The organism is Methanohalobium sp. (genome assembly GCF_046546175.1).
Taxonomy (GTDB): Archaea; Halobacteriota; Methanosarcinia; order Methanosarcinales; family Methanosarcinaceae; genus Methanohalobium.
On the sequence record NZ_JBKGYF010000117.1, the window covers coordinates 1 to 3,879 of the forward strand.

The window sequence follows — 3,879 nt, forward strand, 5'->3', positions numbered from 1 at the left end:
TCCTTTGTTCAAATATTACCTTTGCTTGTTCAGTTTTCATCTTATCTCTCAGATGTTTCCTATCTTCTGATACATAAGTTATTTTTAACTGCCGTATCCCATCTTTTCTATTGGTACATTGATATTTGGATTTACAATCTCTGCAATGTATACCTCTGTAAACTCGACGTTTTTCTGGTCTGTCTCCATCATATGATTCATATGAAAATTTCAAGAACAAAACTGAATTAAACAAAAATAAATGTTTAGTGCCTGACATGGAAATCTGTAAATTTCTCGGTTGGTTCATACCAGTTGACATCAACATTTTCCACATTTGCTAGTGATGGTCCTGAGTGGAGTTTATCAATCAGTTTATTTAATTTTTCCTGACTGCCTTCAGCAACAACCCTGACCCTGCCATCTGGAAGGTTTTGTACATACCCAGTAAGTCCAAGGTCTATGGCAGCATCTTTAGTAAACTGTCTGAAAAACACACCCTGAACTCTTCCTGAAATATAAATTTCTATACCGGTATCTGGTGTTGATTCTGATTCCTTCATGGTAGTACTATTGTGTTTCAGTGATTATAAAAACTTTGGTCTTTTTGAAACGTATTTGGCCAGTGGTTGCTCACGGTAGGGCATACCTTTTATTTCTGAGAGTATTCTATTATTCAGTTCATCAATTGACATTTCCACACTTTTTGGTTTCTTGGGTTTTGATTCCGACCTTATAGTGACGTTCAATTTACCGCTTTCTATTTCCCGATCTCCTATCACAACAACATAAGGTATCCATTCACGTCCTGCTTCGCGTATTTTTTTGCCAACTGTATCTTCCCTGTCATCTATATCGACACGGCAATTCAATTGACTGTAAACGTTTTCTGCAAAATCGAAATGATGTTCATGTACAGGAATGATTCTTACTTGTGTCGGGGATAACCAGACAGGAAGAGTGGGTACCTCGCCATTGTCTATCTTCATTGCATTTTTCTCAAGAAGGGCATAGATACATCTCTCGATTGCACCACTTGGAGAACAGTGCAGCATGATAGGTCTTTTTGATTCTCCATTTTTATCGATGTAACTGATATCATAGGTTTCAGCGTTTTCCACATCTATCTGTACTGTTGACAGTGCACTTGCTTTTCCAAGGGCATCTATGAAATTGAATTCGAATTTGAGTACAAAATAGAAAAATCGTTTGTCCCACATCTCAACAAGTACAGGTTTATTGACTGTTCTCGCCATTTCGGTTATGAAATCCTTGTTATTTTCATAGAAATCACGGGTAAAACGTATCGCAACTTCATAATCATCAACATCAACACCAATATTATCAAGTGTGTTTATACACATCTTATACTGATCATCGAATTCAGAAATCGACTGACCCATGTCTGCACATAATGTATGCATATCAGGCATCGTAAAACTGCGAAGTCGTTTCATTCCTACAAGTTCTCCACGCTGTTCTTTTCTGAAACTGTATCTTGTCATCTCCACCATCTTAAGTGGAAGGTTCTTGTAGGATATGGTCATGTCATGGGACATCAAAAATTGCCCGAAACAGGCTGCAAACCGAAGGAAAAGACGACGTTTATCAGACTCGATGGAATACTGGCGTGCAGGGAATCTATCCAGATATTTTTTGAGTGTAGGGTGATTCATATCATACATGATAGGGGTTTCAACTTCCATTGCACCTGATATGGTTGCTTCATCAAGGACATAATTTTCAAGAAGCGATTTTATAAATCTCCCCTTGGGGTAGTATCGAATGTTTCCGGAATCAGAACCTGCTTCATAATCTGCAATTCCAAGCCTTCGCATAAGTTCAACATGAGGCGGGGTTTTATCAACCACACGGCTTTCTGATATTTCATAGTTTACAAATCGTTGAAGGTTTGGATATTCTGAAAAATCAAATTTGTTGACATCGTAAAGCTCTCCGTCTGGTGTCAGAATATGCCAGTATGATTTAGCGGTTTCTTCAGCTTTTAAAGCTTCTGACACTACCTCTTCTTCTCCAGATTCGGTTTTACTTTCTGAACTGGCTACAGCGGATGATGCTGATACACTTTCAAGACGAATAGTACGGGACAATTCAGATAATGGATGACCTTTACAGTTTATATTAAAGGATTTATACCAGCCAAATGGTGCGCGCATAATTTCATAGTCGGTAGAAAGAGCATTTTCTATTTTTTTGAGTGCTTTTACTGCTGCATCAGGGGATGAAAGTTCATGACTTAAATGTGCATAGGGATAAAGCATTATACGGTTTGAATTGATTTGACCCATAACCTTTTTGATTTCATTCACTGTTTGTTTCACAATTTCATCTATATCGGATTCATCGGGTTTTTCAACCGCCAGAAAAGCTGTTAATGCTTCTTCAAGTCGTCCCTGTTTTTGTGATTCGTCTACCTTTTCAGCCACTGGTGTGCTTTTTTTCACTTCATATTCTATATAATCTGAATGAACCAACAATAATCGCATGATTTCACCTTTAAGAGTTTCTGGAACCAATGATATTATCTATTTTAACTTTAATTGCATATAATGGAAGTCATTATAATGGACATTGTTATTTCTGGATTATATTTAACGTATATGATAATGTGGATTGGTTAATGTTTATTATTTATCGGTTTTTGATTCATCTATTTTTTGACCTAATCGATAACCATTACTGTATAATTCTCTCACATACACACGGTATGCAGCTATCAAAGCCCCCATTAATATCGGAGCAGCGAAAAATCCAGCGATTCCGCCAACAAATGCTCCTCCGATGAAAGCGAGCATGATTAACAATGGATGAACCTTCGATTTAAGACTTGCAAGATATGGGCGCATAAAGAGTTCAGGAGGTAGATATATAACTATTGATGCAACTAGGAAAAATGTTAATGCAGGTCCGATTCCTTGATTAAAATAACGAATCAGTGCAAGCGGTACCAGTACCATATATCCTGCAAACAGAGGTACGACTGCTGCTATAAAAATCAGGGCAGAAAGTGCAAGTATATGTGAGAAACCGAATATATAAAACACAATTGCGGAAACAACGCCAACAAAAAGTGCTGCATAGGCATTACCAATAAATATGCCGCCCAATATTTTGTCTAGTTCTGCTACATAATTCTGGAAAATTTTCTGATATTCACCGGGTGTTATATCAAGCACTTTTTGGTACAGATTGTATCCATCTGAAAGCAGGACATAGCACACAATTATTGAAATTACAAGGTTAAGTGCAAAAATCGCAAGGTCTTTGGCATATGATACTATACCTATATCACTAAGAAGTGGTATAATCGATTGCGATATTTCCTGGATTCTGTGCCTGATTTCATAATAAAGAAAATCCGGTATTTCTATATTTTGTATAAAACTGGAAAGTGATTCAATAACCTGTCTTTGGTTTTGTACAACCCAAGTTATCTGCTGTATTATTTCCAGTATGCCGGCTCCAAGTATAAATATAATAGGAACAACAATACATGCAGTAGCTACAAGTGCTCCTATACGTTTGTTTTTATTTAGTTTAAGATATATAGGTCTGGATATATAGGCAAATACAAGCCCCAGAACTATACCATCTGAAAGTGGACGCAGGATGAAAATAATTGCAAAGAAAAATAAAGCCACTGCTATTGTTGCTATTATTTTCCATTTATGCTCTATAAGCAGCATTAACCCGTCCCTATTTTCCAGTTTCATCACAAATCCTGCTTGTTCCTATTATTCATCACGATTTTTAATAATTTTTCAGTAAATCGATAAAAGTTAAGCAACTGTTGTTATTGGTTGCTATAAATATATAAAAGCAAGGGGCTCTGTAGAAAACCTTTACGATAATTAAAACATTATGATTTACTATAGACCT

Annotated in this window: 4 protein-coding genes; all 4 read right to left on the minus strand. The window is 36.6% G+C overall.

All coding sequences use genetic code 11. The annotated features are described in order from the left end of the window. The coding region (locus ACLFMM_RS09370; protein ID WP_410808470.1) for a transposase at positions 1-214 on the minus strand (214 nt) is incomplete at its 3' end. A gap of 31 nt (positions 215-245) precedes the next feature. After that, on the minus strand, positions 246-542 hold the full coding sequence (locus tag ACLFMM_RS09375) for an acylphosphatase (protein ID WP_410808471.1): 297 nt from the start codon (positions 540-542) through the stop codon (positions 246-248). A 24-nt stretch (positions 543-566) separates the two neighbouring features. After that, on the minus strand, positions 567-2,486 hold the full coding sequence (locus ACLFMM_RS09380) for a threonine--tRNA ligase (protein WP_410808473.1): 1,920 nt from the start codon (positions 2,484-2,486) through the stop codon (positions 567-569). A gap of 141 nt (positions 2,487-2,627) precedes the next feature. After that, a complete protein-coding gene (locus ACLFMM_RS09385) occupies positions 2,628-3,713 on the minus strand; it encodes an AI-2E family transporter (RefSeq protein WP_410808472.1) in 1,086 nt (361 codons plus the stop codon). Positions 3,714-3,879: the final 166 nt, after the last annotated feature.

Bases quoted from the DNA above. Each gene is read 5' to 3' on its own strand.
- ACLFMM_RS09385 (WP_410808472.1), bottom strand. From the start codon at position 3,713: ATGAAACTGGAAAATAGGGACGGGTTAATGCTGCTTATAGAGCATAAA.
- ACLFMM_RS09380 (WP_410808473.1), bottom strand. From the start codon at position 2,486: ATGCGATTATTGTTGGTTCATTCAGATTATATAGAATATGAAGTGAAA.
- ACLFMM_RS09375 (WP_410808471.1), bottom strand. From the start codon at position 542: ATGAAGGAATCAGAATCAACACCAGATACCGGTATAGAAATTTATATT.